The organism is Nostoc sp. DedQUE12b (assembly GCF_034530835.1).
GTDB lineage: Bacteria > Cyanobacteriota > Cyanobacteriia > Cyanobacteriales > Nostocaceae > Nostoc.
Genome location: NZ_JAVRCI010000008.1, coordinates 141615 through 159232, shown reverse-complemented (window position 1 = coordinate 159232; position 17618 = coordinate 141615). Strand labels below are relative to the sequence as shown.

Annotated in this window: 15 protein-coding genes; 6 read left to right on the top strand and 9 right to left on the bottom strand. The window is 39.2% G+C overall.

Annotated elements, in window-relative coordinates:
* Positions 1-440 (top strand): glutamine amidotransferase-related protein (locus RMY16_RS06710; protein ID WP_416211650.1); only part of this gene is annotated, 440 nt, incomplete at its 5' end.
* A gap of 101 nt (positions 441-541) precedes the next feature.
* On the top strand, positions 542-964 hold the full coding sequence (locus tag RMY16_RS06705; RefSeq protein ID WP_322735722.1) for a hypothetical protein: 423 nt from the start codon (positions 542-544) through the stop codon (positions 962-964).
* Between the two features lie 190 nt (positions 965-1154).
* Here RMY16_RS06705 and RMY16_RS06700 read toward each other — a convergent pair whose 3' ends face one another.
* The 4 genes from RMY16_RS06700 to RMY16_RS06685 form a co-directional block, all read right to left on the bottom strand.
* Positions 1155-2630 carry an ABC transporter substrate-binding protein gene (locus RMY16_RS06700; protein WP_322735721.1) on the bottom strand — a complete coding sequence of 492 codons (1476 nt, stop codon included), beginning with the start codon at positions 2628-2630 and terminating at the stop codon, positions 1155-1157.
* Positions 2631-2978: 348 nt separating this feature from the next.
* Positions 2979-3881, bottom strand: coding sequence for an ROK family protein (locus tag RMY16_RS06695; RefSeq protein ID WP_322735719.1), 903 nt, complete (start codon positions 3879-3881; stop codon positions 2979-2981).
* A 162-nt stretch (positions 3882-4043) separates the two neighbouring features.
* Entirely contained in the window at positions 4044-4238 is a 195-nt protein-coding gene (locus RMY16_RS06690) for a hypothetical protein (protein ID WP_322664121.1), read from the bottom strand.
* 87 nt (positions 4239-4325) lie between these two features.
* A complete protein-coding gene (locus RMY16_RS06685; protein WP_292726601.1) occupies positions 4326-5222 on the bottom strand; it encodes an ABC transporter permease in 897 nt (298 codons plus the stop codon).
* A 326-nt stretch (positions 5223-5548) separates the two neighbouring features.
* Between RMY16_RS06685 and RMY16_RS06680 the strand changes: the two genes are divergently transcribed.
* On the top strand, positions 5549-5842 hold the full coding sequence (locus RMY16_RS06680) for a hypothetical protein (RefSeq protein ID WP_322664119.1): 294 nt from the start codon (positions 5549-5551) through the stop codon (positions 5840-5842).
* Positions 5843-6075: 233 nt separating this feature from the next.
* Here RMY16_RS06680 and trxB read toward each other — a convergent pair whose 3' ends face one another.
* Positions 6076-7446, bottom strand: coding sequence for a thioredoxin-disulfide reductase (gene trxB, locus RMY16_RS06675; RefSeq protein WP_322735718.1), 1371 nt, complete (start codon positions 7444-7446; stop codon positions 6076-6078).
* 180 nt (positions 7447-7626) lie between these two features.
* On the opposite strand from trxB, the gene RMY16_RS06670 reads away from it, so the two are divergent.
* The 3 genes from RMY16_RS06670 (at position 7627) to RMY16_RS06660 (ending at position 11382) form a co-directional block, all read left to right on the top strand.
* Positions 7627-8193 (top strand): Uma2 family endonuclease, encoded by a 567-nt coding sequence (locus RMY16_RS06670; RefSeq protein WP_322735717.1) that lies wholly within the window; start codon positions 7627-7629, stop codon positions 8191-8193.
* Between the two features lie 203 nt (positions 8194-8396).
* Positions 8397-8954 carry a type IV pilin-like G/H family protein gene (locus tag RMY16_RS06665; RefSeq protein WP_322735716.1) on the top strand — a complete coding sequence of 186 codons (558 nt, stop codon included), beginning with the start codon at positions 8397-8399 and terminating at the stop codon, positions 8952-8954.
* Between the two features lie 190 nt (positions 8955-9144).
* Complete coding sequence (locus RMY16_RS06660) at positions 9145-11382, top strand: tetratricopeptide repeat protein (protein ID WP_322735715.1); 2238 nt, start codon at positions 9145-9147, stop codon at positions 11380-11382.
* Positions 11383-11578: 196 nt separating this feature from the next.
* Here the strand turns inward: RMY16_RS06660 and RMY16_RS06655 are convergent, their stop codons facing one another.
* The 4 genes from RMY16_RS06655 to pseI all read right to left on the bottom strand — a co-directional run bounded on the left by RMY16_RS06655 (position 11579) and on the right by pseI (position 17617).
* Complete coding sequence (locus RMY16_RS06655) at positions 11579-11905, bottom strand: helix-turn-helix domain-containing protein (RefSeq protein WP_322735714.1); 327 nt, start codon at positions 11903-11905, stop codon at positions 11579-11581.
* Positions 11905-12276, bottom strand: a complete 372-nt coding sequence (locus RMY16_RS06650; protein ID WP_322735713.1) for a type II toxin-antitoxin system RelE/ParE family toxin — start codon at positions 12274-12276, stop codon at positions 11905-11907. Before RMY16_RS06650 ends, RMY16_RS06655 begins: the two co-directional genes overlap by 1 nt.
* A gap of 123 nt (positions 12277-12399) precedes the next feature.
* Positions 12400-16446, bottom strand: coding sequence for a glycosyltransferase (locus RMY16_RS06645; protein WP_322735712.1), 4047 nt, complete (start codon positions 16444-16446; stop codon positions 12400-12402).
* Positions 16447-16564: 118 nt separating this feature from the next.
* Complete coding sequence (gene pseI, locus RMY16_RS06640; protein WP_322735710.1) at positions 16565-17617, bottom strand: pseudaminic acid synthase; 1053 nt, start codon at positions 17615-17617, stop codon at positions 16565-16567.
* Position 17618: the final 1 nt, after the last annotated feature.

The window sequence follows — 17618 nt, the reverse complement described above, 5'->3', positions numbered from 1 at the left end:
GTGCTAATAGTGCCGAATTTGACCCTTACACAACCGATCCGGTAATTAATTTATTGCCAGAACAACAGGAGGTAGTGGATTTAGGGGGTACAATGCGCTTAGGATTATATCCTTGTCGTGTTCTCCCTGATACTTTAGCTTTTAAGCTTTATCAAGAAGATGTGATTTATGAACGACATCGACACCGCTATGAGTTCAACAATGCTTACCGCGATTTGTTGTTAAAGTCTGGTTATGTGATTAGTGGTACTTCTCCCGATGGACGTTTAGTTGAAATTGTGGAATTTACCAAGCACCCATTCTTTCTTGCTTGCCAATTTCATCCAGAATTTCAATCATGCCCCAGTACACCTCATCCCTTATTTAAAGGATTCATTCAAACAGCGATCGCTCTTTCTCTTTCGACATCTAGCACACCAACACCATTGGAGGTGTCATAACAATTCAAAATTCAAAATTAATTACAACATTAACTTAAGGCTTCAGTAGATTTGGATATCCAGGGTGCATCATTCGTAAATTTCGGACTTGAGGAGATGTTGTGGCGTACTGGGTGAAAATCCTTTACGAGAGGAAAGAATATGTAGTAAATTTTGAATGTGTCCATGCTTTTTGTTATGAACTGAATGGCAGAGTTACTTTTTGGCTACCCGATAGTGCCATTCCCATAGTAATTAACCCACAAAGTAACCTGGAAGACTATCAAAAAATTCTCGATTATTTAGAATGTGTGACAGGATTAGAATTAGATCATGCCCACTGGGTAAAAATAATTTACGAAAAAAATGAATATGTAATTAATCTCAACTGCATCAGTTCCTTTTGTCATGAACCGAACGGCAGGATAACTTTTTGGTTGCCAGATGGCACTATTCCCATTATCATTAACCCTGTGAGTAATTCTGAATCTTATGAAAAAGTTGTGAAATACGTTCAGAAAGCAACAGGATATTCTTTGTCTTGAAATTCCTGTGTAGCAGAACAAGCTAACAAGAAACTTGAAAAACAGATTTACTGTCTTCCCAATCCTAAAAAATGGTTTGGGGAAATTTTTACTCAAATAGCCTAGCTATTGAATCATCTTTTTTATAGAGTTATCTAAGCAGAAAATTGTAACTTTAGTGGTAAGTGCTGATTCTAAAATTGCATATAGCTCACTGCCATTCATCAAAAATTTGTTTTATCCGCTCAATTGCCGTGTCTGCTGCTTCTTCTGGAGATATGCTATTGACAACTATTCGATTGAGAGCCTTACCCCAAACATTCTCTTCTAAAACTAGGCTGTAAGCAGGGTTTTGAACAATATAAAATAGGCGAGAATCTTTAGTTAGTGTTTGAGTTGCAATGGAAAGATGAGGATCTGCTGGATTTGTCCAAAAGGGGTCTTTCCAAACAGGCTTCATTACTGGTAGATACCGTCCTCCGGTAGCTTTGAGATAGTTTCCTATTATCTCAGGTTTAATTAAATATGCGAGAAAGTCTTTGGCTACCTTCTGATTTTTAGACTCTGCAAACAAAACTATTTCATTAACCGAGACTAAATATCGCATCGGTTTACCATTAGGTTTGTTCGGAAATTCTAGGATACCAAGCTTGTTACGATAGGTGTCAGAATCTTGGCGGACAGCAGTAGAAATCGAGAGTGAGGAGTTAGGTGTCATAACCACGCCACGATTGAGCAAGCTGCGATTATTGTCTGGATTTAACCAGTTTACTGCGTCCGGTGGTACGTAGTCCTGCTGGAAAAATTTCGCATACCACTCTAAGCTTTTAACAATACCTTGATGTACCTTGGGATCGTTGAGGAGAAGTTGACCCTTGGAGTCTAAAATTTGGACATTGTATGCCTCTAAAATTTGCTCAAATAAGTAGTAGGTATCTGTAGATCCAGTGGAGAAAGGAAAGCCTAACCCGTAAATATTCTGTTTTTGCTGTGTGCGCAAATCATCCTGTACTTGTTTCCAAAACTCCCAGAAAGCATCCCACTCTTTAGGGATATTGCTTTGAGTTCGACCTACTTGCTCTAGCAAGTCTCGCCAATAAAAAATGTGAATTGTTAATTGATTAATTGGGACTGCATAGTAACTCGGTTTTTTATCAACGTTGTTATATAAACGAACTGCTTCCAGAACACCTTCAGAATAAATACTTTTAACTGGCTCAATTACATCGGAGACATCTGCCAGTTTTCCTTCCCAGGCAAGACGTGGATACAGCTCCCTCTCAGCACTGCTATTTATTACCATATCAGGCGAATTACCTGCCTGAAGTGCCCTTTGAGTCTTTTGTGGCAACTCATCGTTAGTATAGAAAGTAAGTTTAATTTTGTTACCGCTTTGCTGTTCCCAGTTACTAATAATCTTCTGGAGCGCTTCATCCTCTTCCAAAGTATAACCTTTATCTGACCAAATCTTTAGGACTTTACTGTTAATAGGAGACTCACTGACTGAGGATTGGCTAGATTTTAAGATGTTAATACAGGCAAGAATCATCAAGCTGAGTATCAATGCTAAAAGTACGTAGCGATGACTAGCTCTTATTAGCATTACGGTAAAAGTTTGCTTGACTTTTTGCTGATTCTTAAAGCCTTTAGCCTTTGGACTGGCTTTGCTTGTGAATAACATACTCATTTTTATGATTTTTGCCAGAAAAACATCTTTACTGCATCTTCTGACATTACATAGCGCTTATTCAAGTTTAAATAGTTGTTTTTCACTCACTTTTCACCATCAGTTAGAATTGCTAAGTAAGTGGGCAAGAATAAAATCAACTATATTACGTAATGTAAAATTAATTAAATTAGCTCGTAGTATAGCGGTTCTCGCTTGAATGAGATAGAAGATCCCCTCCCCGCCGGAAGGGATGAGAGGACTATGATGTACCTCATGTGATTAAGAAACGCTATAGCTTCAGCAATAATCTAAGCCTCTTTCCATTACGGGGAGAGGTTTGGAGAGGAGTTCCAAGTTTAACCATAATCAAAAACCTGAATAGTTTTGCCATGCCAACTTTGCTGCACCTACTATCCCAGCAAAATTGCCTAACTCCGCTGGCAATATTTGTAAACCCGCTCGTGATAAAGGCTGCACTCGCTTCTCAATTTCTGCTTTCATACCTGGTAAGAAAAACTCAAAGCTGCCACTGATACCACCACCAATCACGATCGCTTGCGGTGTGAGTACATAAATCAAACTCGTCAAACCAATTCCCAAATTAATACCATATTCTTGCCAAAAAGTCAATGCTGCGGCATCTCCTTGTTGAGCAAGAAAACCCAATTCGATCGGTTCCTTGAGAGTGCGACGGCGAATTGCAGTAGCACAGGCATATTGCTCCAAAGAGCCTCGATTGCCACTATTACAAATTGGACCATCAGGATTTAATGAAATTAAACCCAATTCCCCGGCGGCTCCTTGATGTCCAATAAATAGTTTGCCATCAAGGATAATTGCACCACCAACCCCAGTCCCTAAAGTTAGCAGAATCAGATTTTGAAAGTGGCGACCGGCTCCCAGCCAAGCTTCTCCCAAAAGAGCGCAATTAGCATCATTAGCGATCGCAGTCGGTTTGCCAGTTTTAGCTTCTAACCAGTCTGCTAAAGGCACATCGACCCATCCAGGTAAGTTAATGGCGATTTTAGCAATGCGTCCTGCGGCATCGGATGGGCCAGGAGTACCAACACCAATGGCAACAGCTTGATTATCTGGATCGATTTGAGCGATCGCATCTACCAGCACCGCCAAGACAGCCTCCGGCGTTGTTGGTTGAGGAGATACCACAGTCAAAGATTGCAGGCAACTACCATCATCTGCAAAACGTCCCAGCTTAATTGCTGTTCCCCCAACATCAATGCCAATTACTTGAATTTTGTCATTTGTCATTTGTCACTTGTACTGAGCGTAGTCGTTGGCGCAGCCTCTCGTAGAGAAGTATTTGTCATTTGTAATTGGGTATGAGGCATTGGGCATTGGTAATTGGTGAACAGTTATCACACATTCCCTATTCCCGATCATCGAGTTCAAAATCAACAATTCGTCAGGGTTTTAGGATTTGGCACGAAAATATTCTAAATTTTCTGTCCTCTTGGGTGCGACTCGTAAATTAGCAACAGTCATAGTACGAACACTAGATTGCTCTTGCCAAGCTGTAATTGGCGCACCTCTTAAAATACCAGCAAGAGCAACGGAAAGGATAAACCCGCCAGTAGCGGCAGCAATTAACGTTAGATTATCTTTCATACAAATCTCTGTATTGTTTATTTGTCATTTGTCATTTGTCGTTTGTCCTTTGTCTAAAACTAATGACCAATGACCAATGACCAATGACTATTGTCGGATTCTATTTTCTCTCCGTAATCGGGGATTGACAAATTCATTTAACCCCTCACCAAGTAGTGATAACCCTACCACCATGAATGTCATCGTTAAACCAGGGAAAAGGGTAGTCCACCAAATACCAGTAGGTAGAGCTTCTAGAGCTTGTTTTAAATCATGTCCCCATTCTGCCACTTCTTCGGGAAGGCCTAGCCCCAAAAAGCCTAAACCGCCCAACACCAAAATCGCATCAGCGGCGTTGAGTGTAAATAGGACGGGTACACTTTGAATGACGTTGAAAAACAGATAACGAGAAAGCACAACCCAAGTGGAAGCGCCCATTGCTTGAGCTGCTTCGATGAACACTTCAGTTTTCACACTCACGGTGTGGTTGCGGACAACGCGATAATATTGGGGTATGTAGGCAATGCTAATAGCGATCGCTGCATTTAATATCCCACGCCCCACCACAAACGCCAATGTTACAGACAGCAGTAGCCCCGGTAGAGTGTAGATGCTATCCATAATAAATAGCAACACTTTATCCAACTTCCCGCCGAGATAACCACTTAGCATCCCCAAAGGCACACCGATAATCATACTCAGCGCCGTTGCCAAAATCACCACCTGCAAAGCAGCTTGAGCGCCAAACAATGTCCGGGAGAACACATCATAGCCGAGGCGACTAGTACCAAACCAATGTTTAGCTGAGGGTGGCTCGTGAATTGGATTAGAGAGAAAATCTTTCGGGTTTTGCAGCCATCCCCAAGCCTGCAATACGGGAGCGAAAAATGCCAGGAAGATGAAAAATAGGGTAATGGCTAACCCGATGAGCATGAGTTTTTGGGAAAGATTGAGACTTTTGCCAAACTGTAAAAATGTCGGTAGCCGCCGTTTTGTAATGGCCATAAAGCGATCGCCTGGAGCAAAGCTTGATACGCTGACCATTTTACATATTAGATAGGGGATTGCGTAAACATCCTTAAATAAAAGTTCGACTACCTGACGCTGGATACAGAGTTAGACTCGGTTAAAGGTGAAATTATGCCTCATTTTTGCCAGAGCTTTTAACTACTATTTAGAGTACTACAATGTTCGTGATAATCTTTATCAACGAATCAGTCATCTTTATGATGCAGCCTTTGATTTTTTGGCTCTTCAGTATTTTAACTGTTGTCTTAGCTGTTAATACTTCATTAATATGTAGCACAATATTTTCTATTATCTTAGTCATTGTGAAACCTCTTCTACAGACTTACTTAGAACAAGAAATCTGGATACTAGTGAGAGATAAGTGGTATTTCGCCACAATTATCGGAGTTTGGGATGATCTGTTGTGGTTTAAACATAGAACTTACAACAAAGATACAGAGGAAGATACTTTCTGGGAAATGGTTGTGAAAATCAGTGAAGTAATTGCTATTGATAAAATTAAGTCTATTATTAGTAGAAAACCAGATATGCTAATTTCACGGCTACTAGAAACTGAGCAAGATACAAGCGATCGTCATCAAGATAATGAATATTAATTAGCTCAATTTAGGAGATAGACTCATTTTTTGCACCTGTCTCAAGATGCAAAAAATGAGCAGTAAAGTTGTCGGCTATGACACAATACAGCTCAGAATGAGCAACAAAACCCTGATGTAGAGACGCGATTTATCGCGTCTTAAAATACCAATTATCTACACCAATAACCTATAACCCAAGCGTATTGGGCTATAGGTTATTGGGTATTGGTAACTGCCCAATACCTACTATTTCAAAGATTACTTTCAATCAACTGGCGATATTCGCTCTTTTGCTTCACGCCTTTGACTTCCTTCACCAGTTCCTTATTTTTGAACAATTGAACTGTTGGCGTTCCTGTCACACCAGCATTTTCAGCAATATCTCGGTCTTTGTCGATGTCAATTTCTACAAAGTGAATTTTGCTGTCAAATTCATCCACCACTTTATTTAAAATTGGTTTCAGGGTATGACAAGGGCCACAACCAGGAGAGACGTATTTAACAAGGAGTAAGCGATCGCTTTCATGGAACAATTTCCGTAAGGCATAACCACCCTGATGGCGCGTCCCATCCAAGTTAAATCCAACTTCTTCCTCAGCTTCAGTCTTTTTGGCTGGCTGATGTTCTAATTCATTATCTGCTGTTTCTGGTTGTTGATGGAATTCTTGAATCAAGCCAGTAGATGACAACCAACGTTCTGCCAACATCGCCGCCATACACCCAGTACCCGCAGCCGTAATTGCTTGCCGAAACTCATGATCTTGTACGTCACCAGCAGCAAAAACGCCTTCTACACTGGTTTCTACAGAACCGGGCTTAGTAACAACGTAACCTATCTCATCCAGTTCTAATTGTCCTTTAAATAGAGAGGTATTGGGACTGTGACCAACGGCGTAAAATAAACCCTTAGCGTGCAGTTGGCTCTCTTCACCAGTTTTAGTATTGCGGACTTTCACCCCTTCCATGTGACCATTACCGAAGATATCCACGGCTTCTGTATTCCAATGCACTTGGATTTTTGGGTTACTCAAAACGCGGTCTTGCATAGCTTTAGAAGCCCGCATTTTATCGGTGCGTACCAACATATTTACCTTAGAGCCGTATTTTGTGAGGTAAATAGACTCTTCCGCCGCTGAGTCGCCAGCACCAATCACAGCTAATTCTGCGCCGTGAAAAATTGGTGTTGCACCATCGCAAATTGCACAAGCGGAGATACCCCGACTCCAGAATTCATGTTCGCTGGGTAAACCTAAACGCTTTGCTGTTGCACCCGTAGCAATGACGATGCTGTTGGTTTTTATTTCCCTCTCTTGCGATCGCACTGTAAATGGACGCTGACTCAAATCAACTGAGATAACATCTTCAGTATATAGTTCAGCCCCCCAGCGCTCCGCCTGCGCCTTCATTTGATCCATCAGTTCCGGCCCGGTAATTCCTTTAGGAAACCCCGGAAAATTCTCAACTTCTGTCGTTGTCATTAGTTGCCCACCAGGTAATCCCCCGGCTTGGAAACCTTCAAATACAACGGGTTTCAGGTTAGCACGTCCGGCATAAATGGCGGCTGTGTACCCTGCTGGCCCAGAACCGATAATTACTAAGTTTTCTACAGTTGGATTAGTCATGAAAATATACGAACTCATAACGACTACGCTTAATATAGCATAATAAATTGCGATTGGCTACGCCAAGTGGGAAGCGATCGCAAGTTAGAAAAATCGGGAATACAGAGACAGCGCTCATAGGTTGCCGCTTGATGTGCGAAGAGTATTTATGATAGCTATAAGAGTATTTGCTGTCGTGTTATGTCTTTTACTATTACAGACTTAGAGCAGCTACAAACTGAGCATCCAGAATGGCAGATGGAGCTGGTAGAGGGGAAAATCGTAGTTATGGGGCCATCAGATTACGAGTCAGAAGAAATTGGCACTCGGTTGAGTACCTTCTTGAATATTTGGGTAATGTCACGCAGGCTAGGGCGAGTGACTGGCTCTAGCGCAGGCTTCATACTACCTAGAATAGAAGAGGACGATTCGGAAAAAAGAAACTTACGTGCCCCTGATGTGTCTTTTGTTAAGGCTGAGCGACTGAAGAAGACCAAGCGCGACTTTGTAGAGTTAGTTCCAGACCTAATGGTTGAGATTAAATCTAAAAGTGACAGAATCAAACCGCTTGAAGAGAAGATTCAGCTATTCTTGCAACTTGGCTCTACAGTCGGTATATTGATTGACCCTGACAAATTGACAGTAACGGTTTATCGACTAAACCAAACTCCAGTGGTGATGCAGAATGGCGACATCCTCACACTACCAGACTTGCTGCCAGGTTGGGAACTGGCAATATTAGAGTTGTGGCCACCTGAGTTTGAATAAGGCGCTTCCACAATCGAAGTTCAGAATCTCGCCCTTGTATTGACCAAGGACTTAGTGATATTTGTGCCATTTGGGATGCAAGGATTTTAGATTGTGTAATTGTACCTCCCCAAACTTTTTTTCTGAAGGTGATAGGAAAGCGATCACAGTTGGGTAAGTTACATCTAGAACACCCAAGCACTTCCTACCCCAGGAAAACACTTATGAAAACCGAATTAAAAGCCAAGTTTCTCCAACACATCCTCAACAAAAAGAATGAAAATGAGGGTTTTACACTTATTGAATTACTAGTAGTAATTATCATCATCGGTATTTTGTCTGCGATCGCACTGCCTTCTTTCTTGAACCAAGCTAACAAAGCCAAGCAGTCAGAAGCTAAAACTTATACAGGTTCGATGAACCGCGCGCAACAAGCTTATTACTTGGAACAAAATCAATTTGCAGCCCAAGCTGACTTTGGTAAATTAGGTCTTGGTGTGGCAACACAAACCACAAATTACATATACAAAATTACTGGTGGTGGTACTGGTTCCCCCAGCCTAGTAAGTAACCAAGCAGATACAGTGATTGCTACTGCACCACTCAAAACTTATGTTGGTGGTGTGAGTGTAGCAACACAATCTGCTACTAGTGAAGCTACTACCATAGCTATTTTGTGTGAAGCAGACAAAGCAAGAGTTAACGGTGGTTTAGCGGCAGGTGATGCTACCGCTGGCGCAACCGGACCTAGTTGCCCCGACAACTTTATTCCTTTGAAATAAGTAGAAATATGATTTACTACGTGAGAATATAGTTCGGTTAAGCCACTTCATCGCAAAACTAATTCTTTATGTAGTTTGCATTTAACTAAATTAGGTATTTTTCAAAGTGGGTAGATTTTTCTATCCACTTTATTTCCATAATGTGAGTCATTCACAATATATTACCCATAAATTTTCCCCAACAATCACAATGATTACTAATACATATAATTGGCAAAATCAGGCTGAAGAATATTTTATTCAAGAAAACTATCTGCAATCGTCAAAATTATATGAGCAGGCAATCGCTATAGAACCAAATGCTGTTTCATATTATTGGCATTTAGGATTGATATTATTATTACAAGGTCAAGAGGCAGAAGCTCAAATGACTTGGATGCTGCCAATGACAGAGGCAGATGAGGAGCAGTTAGAAATTTGGACAATTGAACTGTTTCAATTTTTGCAAATAGAAGCAGAAAGGCGCGAAAATCTGAGGCAATACTCCATAGCCTGGTTAATTCGTCAGCATCTGCGAGAAATTAATCCTAGTGATATCAATAATTTACTCAAAATTTTATTGCTTTCTCTCAAACTCGAAAAATTTGAAGATATTGAGGAGTTGCGTGAGTGTGGATTAATTAAAATCTTACATGAAAAGCAAAGTGCAAATGTAAATACCGAACTATTAACACAAGTTTTACAAGAAGTTTTAAGTACTATTCCTTTACATCCAATAAATTTAGATTTAGCAGAAGCTTGTTTACCTTACTTTTATGATATTTATCAATGCTTCGATATACTGCTTACGGCTGCTCTGAAAATTGGTCATACTTTACTACAGCCTGTGCTAGCGTCATCTCTTCTAGAATTACATTTACGATTGGAGCCAGAAAATGTAGAAATTTTGCGGCATCTAGCGACTTTTTATCAAAATGCTCGTAATTATTCTCAGGGGATAGAGACGGCTAAGTTGTGTTATTCCTTATCAGAAGGCTTGGCTGATAAAATTTTTGCACTCCATTTGCTGTTAAGAGGTCTAATGTCAGCAGGGGGATATTGGCAAGAGATATCTACAACTTGCCAAGAATTAGAAACTGTGTTTCAACAGTTTATTAAAGCTCAACCAATTGCTTTAGAAGAAGCAAGAATATTACGGTTGCTTACACCATCTTTTGCCATACCTCACATTAAAGATACTCCTGCTGAATTCCGAGCTATTCATAATAAAGTAGCTGAAATTTTTAATAATGATCTTCAAGCTCTTGCCAAATCAGAAGGAAAAAACTACGAGCGCCAAATTATTAATCATTCCTCTTTAACTGCTCATTCAAAAAAATTAAAAATTGGTTATGTATCTTACGCTTTAAGAAATCATTCTGTTGGTTGGCTAGCTCGCTGGCTATTTCAGCATCATAATAGAGATAAATTTGATATTCATACTTATTTTGTTAACTACCAATTAGTAAACGACTATCTCCAGGAGTGGTATCTAAGCCAGGCAGGAAAAGCTCGTCAATTAGGTATGAATGGTCTAGAAATTGCTGACCAGATATATCAAGATGAAATTGATATTTTAATTGACCTTGATAGCATAACTCTAGATATTACTAGTGAAGTGATGGCACTCAAGCCAGCCCCCATTCAAGTTACTTGGCTGGGGTGGGATGCATCAGGTATACCTGCAATTGATTACTTTATCGCAGACCCTTATGTACTGCCAAATGATGCACAAGATTACTATACAGAAAAAATCTGGCGATTACCTCAAACTTACATAGCAGTAGATGGTTTTGAAGTTGGTGTACCAACTCTCCGCCGCGATGACTTGGATATTCCTATGGATGCAGTTGTATATCTCAGCGCCCAAAGAGGATATAAACGCCATCCAGAAACGACAAAGTGGCAAATGCAAATTATTAAAGAAGTACCTAACAGCTACTTTTTGATTAAGGGACTTGCTGAACAAGAAACAATTAAACGCTTCTTTTACCAAATTGCCGAAGAAGAAGGTGTAGATTGTTCTAGGTTACGATTTTTACCACAAGTTTTTTCAGAGTCAGTTCATCGTGCTAATTTAGGCATTGCTGATATTGTATTAGATACATTTCCTTACAACGGAGCGACAACAACCTTAGAAACATTGTGGATGGGTATCCCTTTAGTGACGCGAGTCGGCGAACAGTTTGCGGCGCGTAATAGCTACACCATGATGGTGAATGCGGGTATCACAGAAGGTATTGCCTGGACTGATGAAGAGTATATAGAATGGGGTGTGCGCTTAGGGAAGGATGAGGCTTTACGTCAGCAAGTGGCTTTGAAACTGAAAGCATCGCGGCAAACAGCCCCGTTGTGGAATGGCAAACAGTTTACCCGTGATATGGAAAAGGCTTACGAACAAATGTGGCAAAACTATAGCGATTCTCAATTACATAGAATACAGACCTAACCCCAGCCCCTTCTCTACAAGGGAAGGGGAGTAAGATTCAAAGCCTCTTTCCTTTTAAAAGAGAGGTTTGGAGAAAGGTTAGAGCGTATTGCATCCAAATGAAAAGCAATATATAATTTACCACTACACAAGCAAAGTCCACCTCTGTGGACGAACGAAAAACTAAGGTTTTTAACTCGTATAGGTAGGTTTTGCCCTATAGCAATATCACAGTTTCAGCAGATTGGCCCGACGCATGACGAGGGCGAAGATGCAAGGTGATTTCCGTATCGAGTCGCTTGAGGAAAATGAGGAGTTTGCCTTCGCTGAACCGTTGAAACTCTCCTTTCATCAAATGAGATACTTCTGGTTGGGGAATGGCAAGAAGTTCGCTAATTTCACGCTGTTTCAAATTGCGTTGAGAGAGGAGGCGGAGTACTTCAATCCCTATCTTGCCCCGCGTAAAAAGTTCTGAAGCATTCGACAAACCGAGGTCAGCGAATACGTTGCCACTGCTTTCTTCAAAAACGGGTTCCTGTGTCATTATTGTTTTTCCCTGGCCACTGCATCCTTATAGCGTTGTTTAATCAGGTCAACATCAGCCTGTGGGGTTTTAATACCCTGCTTTGATTTCTTTTGAAAAGCGTGCAGGACATAGATTTTCTCTCCAATCTTTACTGCATAGACTGCCCTGTAAGTATCAGTATCGTAGCGTTTGATAATTTCATACACGCCACTTCCAACCTCTTTAAAAAGCTTGGCATCCATTGGTGTTTCTCCTGCTTGCACCAATTGGAGCGCATAGCCTACTGATGCACGTACTTCTTCAGGAAATGAACGGATATTTTTGAGAGAGTCTCCCATCCAAACCAGAGGTCGTAAAGGAATTTCTATAATATCCTCGTCATCATCCATTTTATATGAAATTTACTATAAAAAAAGTCAGACCATAGCATGAAATGTCCCCCACGCAACCTCCGAGGTAAGTTGGGAGGGGCAAGATTGGGTAAATTAAAAATTTAAACGCTAAAGTGCTTACTACAAACTTAAGCTATCTACATCGCAGGATGGAAGAGCTTCTGCTTTGGCTTGTGCGATCGCAAATTGATTATCTGTTGCTAAAGTAATTCGAGTATGAATTTTGGGCAAAAGAGTTTTCCATTGTGTATCACTTATCTTCCCTAGCAAAGAAATTTCTGGCCCTTCAGTTATATCTACATCATCTTCCATGAGCAAATTCATGGTCAAAGACGATAAAAGCATATCCGCTTCTTCTTCAGAAATGTTGTGAGTATCTATCAGGAGAGTTAAGCTACTTTTATCTGGGTGAGTAGTGAGAGTAGAAATGACACTTGCTAAATCTTGATACAGTAGGTCTTCTGGCTGTAACCAATCTGGAAAAATAATTAGGTTAGTATCTCCTAAGCGGAAATTTTGACTCAGAGTATCTGCAAGATATTTACTAAATAGTTCTTGAAAGAGACTGCCTATTTTAGCTGAGTAAGAGCGACTATCTAGAAAACTAGGATTAGCTTGCATTTTTTCCTTGATTTCGGCGCTCTTTTGTTGGCGGAATTCAGGGTTATTGCCAAGTGCGATCGCTAACTGTATATAAGACTCTTCACTATCTGCAACTAAACCAGGTACATCAAGTGTTTGAACCATTGCAGCCCCCATTGCAGAGCGAAAGCTAGTTCCCCGCCTAGCAATTACTGGTAAATTAACCTGTAGTGGTTCTATCAAAGAAGTTGTTCCAGCAAATGGAAAAGAGTCTAAATAAATATCGGCAATTTTGAAGTATTCTTTAACTTCTTGGCGGTTTGGTACTGGCTGAGGATCTAAGACTATTAGTTGGTCTGCTGGTATTCCATGCTTTGAAAATACTTTATTTAAGTGATTTACAAAAGTTTTCTTAGGATAACTATTTGACCAATTTGGTCCAAATGGCAAAAGTACTAAAACGGAGTTTGGAACTCCAGAAATTATTTTTGCCCAAATATCAATTAGTTCCGGGATGATTTTAAAGAAGTTAGCACCAGAGATAAAAATAACTGTTTCTTCGGATATACCCAAACTTTCTCGATCGACTTTGACAGTTACATTTTCTTCCTCATTACCATAACTAAAGCAATGAGCAGACCCTTCAAGTTTCACCAACTTTTCTTGATATTGCTGTTCTGCCGTTGGCGATGGATCGGTTAGCGTACCAGAAATGTAATAATCTATATGCCGCATTCCTGTTGTTACCACAGATCCGCCACTTGTAATTTGTATTCTGGCTAAACGATGCATTGATAAAAAGCAAATTTGATTTGTTACTGCCGTCACATTGGTAGCAATAAATAATATATCGAGGTCATCAGCACGAATAATATTTGCCTGTTCTACTAAATCTTGTGGCAGTAATTTAAAGAAGTTGGCACAGCTTTGGCAATATTGCTCTAGTTGATGACCAGTTTGATTAAGAGAGTACAAAATTACTTCAAAATCTCTACTGATATACTCATAAATCGGCAGGTAAGCAAATGTTTCAGAACCAGGTAGAAAATGTGCAGCCAGGACACCCAAGCGTATTTTTTTCCTACTTGTAGGTCTATCAGCAAACTCGTAATCTACCTGATATCCCTTCAAATTCAGTAAAAACTCTATAATCTCTCCACGTTTAACATAAATATCTTTAAGATTATGCTCATTAAAATATAGGGGTATAAAATTAGCAATGGAAGTAAAGTTATTAATTATTTCATGCCACAAGGAAGAATCAGGATTTTTTAGTATTGATGTGTGTAAGTAATCAATCCATCCCTGCATATAGTAATAGTAATTATCTGCATCACCCGGTTCTTGAAAGTTAACTGGGGATGAAAATAGGAATTGCAAATAGTCTTTAAGTAACCAAAGAGGTATGCGAGAGAGGTCATGCTTTAATGGTAACTGGTCAGCACGGCGATACAGCATAGCTGCTAGTAAATACTGAATTGCTTTTGGCTGCTCAAAACCTTGAGATATATTTTTAACTATATCATTAGCAAAAATTTCTTCCTCATCAGTTAGGCTTTCGTATTTAATGCCACTCTTCAGTAACATTTGATATGTTTTACCTAGCAGACTTACGTAACTATCTTTTATTTGTTCCTCTGAAATATTTAACCATTCTTCTGCTATTTGTTTTCGTAATTGACATAATTCAGTATTCTGGTCACTCAAAGCTGCATATCTATAAAGAGCTTGTTGTCTTGTTGCTTGAGGATACCGTGCATCACTGTAAATTGTTTGAAAGAATTTTTGGTAATCTAATAAAATAGCATCTTTTAAAGCAACGTTTCGACGAGTTTGTTGTTGTGGATGTATCCTAAAATGAGATAAAAATTTGTCAACAAAACCAACTTTGTATTGGCTCATAATTCTGAGCCACATCTCCAAATCTACAAGCTGACAAAATTCAGAATTAAATAAGCCTACTTTTTCAAATACATCTTTTTTAATAAGAACTGTACTTGGCTCCCCAATTTTATTAATTGGATTGTCAAGTATATTTGGAACTAGCAAAAGTTCCTGCCCTGATTGAATTGGCTTTAATGTTGACCAAGATTTGTGTACATCTTTAGCTTCGTGGTGCATTAAAAAGTTTGAATCATAGTTATTATTACTAAAAATTGTTCTAGGTGAAAAAACCAAACCTATCTCTTCATCTTGTTCAGCCAAATTGACCATTTCTTCAATAGCGGTTGGCTCTAGTAAATCATCTTGAAATAAAAATTTTATATATTTACCTCTAGCTTGAGAAATACAAAAGTTCCAATTATTCGCTAATCCATATGTCTCGTGTTTAATAAGTGTAAATACAGCAGTAGTTTTCTCTAAAATTAGCTTAATCAGTTCTAGCGTTTGATCGCTAGAATCATCATCAGAAATAATAATTTCTAGATAAGGATAAGTTTGAGATATTACGCTAGCAATAGCTTCTAATATAAATGATTCTCCATTAAAAGTAGGAATGCAAATACTAACTAAAGGTAATTCTTTATTTTTAAATAATATGTTACTTGTCTGATTTAATTGGCTGTAGTTAGAAATTTTATCTATTCTTAAACTGCTATCAAATACAACTTTGTGAGATACAGAAATAATCCTGGATTTCGTTTTACCCCTAAACAGAAGTTCAGCATCAATTAACTCTTGACCAAGTTCTAGACTCGATTTAAAATTCTTAGCACCAAGGTAGTAATCAACTATTGCCATCTGTGCTGGTGTAGTCTGAGGTTGAGGAACGGCAAAAAGTGACTTTAAAGCTAATTCTCTATCAGGAGGTATGTATGCAACATCATGCTTGAGTAGAGCTTCACTTTCAGCCGTCTGAGTAGTCTCAATTGAATTTAGATGAAAGTAAGAACAACCCGATTTGATAGAATAAAATATGTGTGTTCCTAGATCATTGCCAGAAGCATACCGATACATGGAACAAAGATGATAAAAACGGAATAAAAAATTAGGGTCAAAAACATGTCCAGCGGAAACTATTTGTATTCCTCTTTTTTGAAATGGAATATGCCTACCTAAGTTAAAATCTTTCCAGTACAGACATACTGTCACAGGTTGATATTCATCATCAAGATGTATTAATTCTTCTGCAAGGGCTTCAAAGTCCATTTGAACTGTAACGTAACCAGTAGAGTGGGAAGGGAAAAAGATAGTTCCACTTCTATTAGGTTTTGCCTCTGGTTCTCTTTTCAGAATTTCTCTTGCGTATAAAAATGGTGATGCTGCTGGGATAATATTTTTTTTAGGTTCGCAGTTTTTAACTGCGTTAATATATACGTCTTCTCGATAACTTGGATAACAATGTATATTAAGCAAAGGAGATTCTATCTCTGCTTGCCAGAGGTGGTTGTTGCTCAAACTTAGTCCATGTACTAATAAAACTTTTAGCGGATATTTATCAGGAAAATTTACATATTTTTTGATAATCGAGTCCATGCCATAGAAAAAATTTCCAAAAAATACTTCATTAGTTTGTAATGGTCGGTCGGCACATAATAGAGTGAGGTCTTTTTGACTGGCAAGTACATCTTCTATAGTTAACATTTTTGATTTCCGTATTTTAGTATTCAATTGATTGAAAAAGTCTTAGTTTGTTAATATATCTAAAAAAATTTTCGTTCTCATATTTTCAACAACGTAGGGCGATTATCCTAGCTTCTAACTAAATTATCCAATCCCATCTGGCTGGTGTCCCTGTTTTGACATCTTGTTTGATTTGTTTACCCAGGAGAAAGTCGTAATACTTTGGTGGTAAGCCAAGACCAGGACGTATTGCTTTTAGATTCTCTGGCGTAAATATATCTCCCTTCTTCATGTCTTGGGTAATGTAGAGAGATCGCCTAAAACTCAAAGATGCCCTCTCCGCTTCCATCGGGCCGTAATTTGTCTTACCCAAGGCTTGCCAAGCTCTTTTAGTTTCAACAACCAGTTGAGACATTTCTTCTGGTTCCATTGAAAAAGCAGAATCAACGCCACCATTAGCCCGACAGAGGGTAAAGTGTTTCTCTATGAATGTAGCCCCTAAAGCAACGCCTGCAACAGCAACACCAATCCCCATTGTGTGATCCGATAACCCCACCTGTAGATTAAACAAATCGCGCAGATGAGGGATGGTCAGTAAGTTAGTATCTTTTGGTGTAGCTGGATAAGTACTGGTGCATTTGAGTAGTATCAAATCCTGACAACCAGCTTCCCGTGCTGTCCGCACTGTTTCGTCTAACTCCGAAATTGTCGCCATACCAGTAGAAATAATCATCGGTTTACCAGTGCTGGCAACTTTGCGAATTAGAGGTAAATCAGTATTTTCAAAAGAAGCAATTTTATAACAAGGTACTTCTAGAGATTCAAGAAAATCTACAGCAGTAGTATCAAAAGGAGTACTAAAACCAATTATTCCCAATTCTTTACAGCGAGCAAATATGGGTTTATGCCATTCCCAAGGTGTATGAGCTTCTTGGTATAACTGATATAGTGATTTACCAAGCCACAAACTCTGAGGATCTTGAATATAAAACTCACCCTCGTCTATATCTAAAGTCATTGTGTCGGCAGTATAAGTCTGAATTTTCAGACCATCTACCCCAGCTTTTGCCGCTGCTTCAACAATTTTTAGAGCTACTTCTAATGATTGGTTGTGATTACCAGACATTTCAGCAACCACAAAGGGTAAATGGTTAGCATCGATTTTTTTACCTGCAATGTCAATTTCTCGCATT

What these genes read in the sequence shown, in the direction of transcription:
- RMY16_RS06700 (WP_322735721.1), bottom strand. Translation starts at nt 2,630, where the DNA reads ATGAGTATGTTATTCACAAGCAAAGCCAGTCCAAAGGCTAAAGGCTTT.
- RMY16_RS06685 (WP_292726601.1), bottom strand. Translation starts at nt 5,222, where the DNA reads ATGGCCATTACAAAACGGCGGCTACCGACATTTTTACAGTTTGGCAAA.
- RMY16_RS06660 (WP_322735715.1), top strand. Translation starts at nt 9,145, where the DNA reads ATGATTACTAATACATATAATTGGCAAAATCAGGCTGAAGAATATTTT.
- pseI (WP_322735710.1), bottom strand. Translation starts at nt 17,617, where the DNA reads ATGCGAGAAATTGACATTGCAGGTAAAAAAATCGATGCTAACCATTTA.
- RMY16_RS06670 (WP_322735717.1), top strand. Translation starts at nt 7,627, where the DNA reads ATGTCTTTTACTATTACAGACTTAGAGCAGCTACAAACTGAGCATCCA.
- RMY16_RS06645 (WP_322735712.1), bottom strand. Translation starts at nt 16,446, where the DNA reads ATGTTAACTATAGAAGATGTACTTGCCAGTCAAAAAGACCTCACTCTA.
- RMY16_RS06650 (WP_322735713.1), bottom strand. Translation starts at nt 12,276, where the DNA reads ATGGATGATGACGAGGATATTATAGAAATTCCTTTACGACCTCTGGTT.
- trxB (WP_322735718.1), bottom strand. Translation starts at nt 7,446, where the DNA reads ATGACTAATCCAACTGTAGAAAACTTAGTAATTATCGGTTCTGGGCCA.
- RMY16_RS06665 (WP_322735716.1), top strand. Translation starts at nt 8,397, where the DNA reads ATGAAAACCGAATTAAAAGCCAAGTTTCTCCAACACATCCTCAACAAA.
- RMY16_RS06690 (WP_322664121.1), bottom strand. Translation starts at nt 4,238, where the DNA reads ATGAAAGATAATCTAACGTTAATTGCTGCCGCTACTGGCGGGTTTATC.
- RMY16_RS06655 (WP_322735714.1), bottom strand. Translation starts at nt 11,905, where the DNA reads ATGACACAGGAACCCGTTTTTGAAGAAAGCAGTGGCAACGTATTCGCT.
- RMY16_RS06695 (WP_322735719.1), bottom strand. Translation starts at nt 3,881, where the DNA reads ATGACAAATGACAAAATTCAAGTAATTGGCATTGATGTTGGGGGAACA.